The 3,354-nt window shown below is 56.1% G+C and carries 3 protein-coding genes; 2 read left to right on the top strand and 1 reads right to left on the bottom strand.

Features of this window, described 5'->3' with window-relative positions:
- Nucleotides 1–236, top strand: a 236-nt coding sequence (locus tag E1N52_RS43225; RefSeq protein WP_133190276.1) for an integrase core domain-containing protein, incomplete at its 5' end; no start/stop codon positions are given.
- Nucleotides 237–2,518: 2,282 nt separating this feature from the next.
- Complete coding sequence (locus tag E1N52_RS43220; RefSeq protein WP_133191185.1) at nucleotides 2,519–3,070, top strand: hypothetical protein; 552 nt, start codon at nucleotides 2,519–2,521, stop codon at nucleotides 3,068–3,070.
- A 56-nt stretch (nucleotides 3,071–3,126) separates the two neighbouring features.
- Here E1N52_RS43220 and E1N52_RS43215 read toward each other — a convergent pair.
- On the bottom strand, nucleotides 3,127–3,354 hold a 228-nt coding region (locus tag E1N52_RS43215), incomplete at its 5' end, for a transposase (protein WP_133184843.1).

Raw genomic sequence — 3,354 nt, 5'->3', positions numbered from 1 at the left:
TGTCGATGGACGGCAAAGGCGCCTGGCGCGACAACGTGTTTGTCGAGCGCGTGTGGCGCAGCATCAAGTACGAAGAGATTTATTTGAGAGCCTACGAGTCGGTCAGCCACGCCCGGCGCTCCATTGGCCAATACATTGAGCTGTACAACCGCAAACGTCCTCATTCGAGTCTGGCGGATCAGACGCCCGATGAGGCATACTTCGCGACGCTGCCAGCGATCAAATCGGCAGCATGATCGCCCCGGACGTTCCACTTAAAAATCGCGGGACCCTGTCCGAACAAGCGGCACCACCTCTCATTGTCCAATTCCAGCAACTGGCCCGGGCCTTACGGTTACCGGGTTACCTAGCCGAAGCTAGGCGTCGAGTCCTTTTGTATCGGTGGAGACGAACCGAAGCGCATCCCACTGCCGTTATGGCCTGGGTAAAGGTAGCGCTCGTACCTGGTTTGATTGCCCTCTTCCCGGGTTGGGATAGGGGGGCCCTCCGCCTGTCTGTCGCCGAAGTGCGATGAGTCAGCGGCCCGTCACGGGGACGGCAAAGGCCTCTTTGTGCGTGGGAGTTTGGTGGAATCCAAAAATCCAAAAGGGTCTGGGATGTGTTGGAACACGGCCCGGGATGCCCACTCGGCAAGGGTTTGGCCTTACCTCAGTATTGGATAGTATTTGGATTCGAGTGCTTCTGAAAAAAACGCCGTGAGGCGTTTGGGTACTTCAACTTCATCGAGGTCGGGTAGTTCGTGGACCTCTTCAGGGGGTGCCCGCTCGCGAGAGTTTGGGCTGCCGCAGTGGCGGCTTGGGTATTCCGTGCGGCCCGGGGGCAACGTCCCGTCAGACTCACTGGAGCACAGTTAAACATATCAGAGGGATATGTGCAAGCGCTGCCTCGCCCCCAAAATCACTTCTATTCGAGATGAGGATTATTCACGGAATTTAGAGAGTTCGGACGACAGGAGAGCCGCGATTAACCGTAAGTTCGATCGATGTCTCTAAAAAACGTCTTCCAGGAGCCTGCCCATAGTCCAATGTCAGCCACTTGGTCCGAGCCTTACGGTTACCGGGTTACCTAGCCGCAGCTAGGCGCGGAGTCCTTTTGTATCGGAGGAGACCAAGCGAAGCGTGCCCCACTGCCATGATGCCCTAGCTAAAGGTAGCGCTCGTACCTGGGTTAGCGTGCCCTTCCTCCGGGAGAGTGAGAAGGGGGAGCCGTCCGCTTGTCTGTCGCATGCGCGAATGAGTCAACGACCCGTCGCGGCGACAGTGAGGCCTCCTTATGCAGGGGGGAAGGCTGAAATGGGACACACTGCAAAGGGTACGGGATGTATCCCATTTCCCCTTGGGAGCCGTATGCGGTAAGGCCTTAGCGTTACCTCAGTATCCCAAAGTAGTCCCGTTCAGCTTGATTTTAAAAAAGCCGCAGTAAGGCGTTTTGGTACTTCAATTACATAGAGGTCAGGCGTTTCGCGAAGCTCTTTAGGCGGCGCCCGCTCGCGAGAGTTTGGGCTGCCGCAGTGGCGGCTGGGGTGTTCCTTGCGGTGGGAAGAGATGTCCAATCCGAATCGCTGGACTGAAGCCAATCATAATCGCTGGATATACGCAATATCTGCCCTGCGTTAAAAGGAAGTTCGACATCGTGAGATAAGGACTTTTCAACATTCATGCTGCATGCTGTTCGAACACCCGCACCCGAACAACACCTGGACGCGGCGTTTGGGGCTTTCACGTGCAAATGCGCAGCAATATGCCGTTCGTTTCGGCGCACTGGATTGAGTGTAGCGCGGGCAAACGATTCACGTGATTTGTTGGTATGTGAGGGTATCGATGAAGGTACGTGAAGGTATCGGCGAAGGTACGTGAAGGTATCGGGTGAAGGTACGTGACGGTATCGGTGAAGGTACGTGATGGTATCGGTGAAGGTACGTGAAGGTATCGGTGAAGGTACGTGCGAGTATGCGCAGGTACGTGAAGGTATCGGTGAAGGTACGTGCGAGTATGCGCAGGTATATGAAGCGCTCGGTGACGGTAAAGGTGACGGCATTTGCATGCATACGCAGGCAATGCAAACGGCAGTGGCGACGTTACGTGAAGGCATCCAAAGATGCGGGAAACGATCGGGAGTGGTCTCTGGCGCTGTAGGCGGGCGCCAGATGGCCTGTATCCAGTCAATAGGACTGAAACAGCCGGAAGAGCAACTCGCCGGCCTGAAGAGCGTGCCGGGGCGTCAAATCGGAAAGTCTCGCTACCACGGCGAACGAGTCACAAGACGTGGTGTGTCTGGGGGGCTCGTACCTGCGTATCTCAAAGCCAGAACGAGGAGGCATGCACATGGATGCCGCGGAATGAGTGAAGGTACCCGATGGTAGAGGTGAATGTACGTGCAGGTGCCTTTGCCGGGGTTTGTAAGTATCTGAGTAGGGACATGCAGGTATGTGATGGTATGAGTGAAGGCAGTAGATGGTCACGTATTTTGGTGATCTCTCGGCCCGTACGCTAATTCAATGCAACCCGGTGGCAACGAAATGAATAAGGCAGAAGTGCGTTTGATTGACCCAGAGGAGTTCCTTCGTAGGCGCCGGCATAAAGGCAAGCTCGCCCAACACGAGAAGCTAATTATCGAACTTCTGGCCAAGGGTTTCAGCTCCTACATGGTGTGGCGCTACCTCGCTGAAAATGGCGTGATCGAGGTCGGAGAGTCCACCGTGCTTCGCTTCACGAGAAGGCTTAAAGACTCCAGATCGGAAGGCTCATCGGGAACGGCTGCAACTCAACAGCACGCGGCGGAGCTAGGCGTTCCCGATCAGGCGACATCTCGGTTGCGTGTGTCGTCCCCTCCGGCGCCAGGGAGCGCTGGTGTAGATGCGGCAGAGGGCCGGTCATCACCTACCGACGTTCTCACTGCCGAGGCCGTCGATCATGAGGGCGGCACGCCGGAAGCGCCGCTGGATTCGAATAACGACGATCGGCAGCCAGCATTCACGCCAAGAGCCGATCAAGCAGAACCCACACTACGACCACTTGATTCGATTGCGACACCACCTCGCCCTGGAATCGAGAGATACGGAAGTGTCTGAATTTTTGTGTGCAAGGCAGATAAAAACCTGCCGTCTGGCAGGTCATCAATTGCATTCTACAAATGATTCCTGGTGAAGCGATCCTCGTAGAGGATCGCGAACTGGTTCATCGCGGCTTTCCAGTCATGTGCGGCACGGCTCCAGTCAGCCGTGATATTGCGCAAGGCCAGCCACAGCAGTTTGGTCGCGGCCTCGTCCGTGGGGAAGTGCCCACGCGTCTTGACGATCTTGCGTAGCTGGGCGTTCACGCTTTCAATGGCGTTGGTCGTGTAGATCACTTTGCG

Source organism: Paraburkholderia guartelaensis (genome assembly GCF_004353905.1).
Taxonomy (GTDB): domain Bacteria; phylum Pseudomonadota; class Gammaproteobacteria; order Burkholderiales; family Burkholderiaceae; genus Paraburkholderia; species Paraburkholderia guartelaensis.
Note: the sequence above shows the minus strand (reverse complement) of the source record. Positions and strands in the feature narration are given on the sequence as shown.

Excerpts from the sequence above, each read along its gene's own strand:
- E1N52_RS43220 (WP_133191185.1), top strand. The coding sequence starts at position 2,519 with ATGAATAAGGCAGAAGTGCGTTTGATTGACCCAGAGGAGTTCCTTCGT.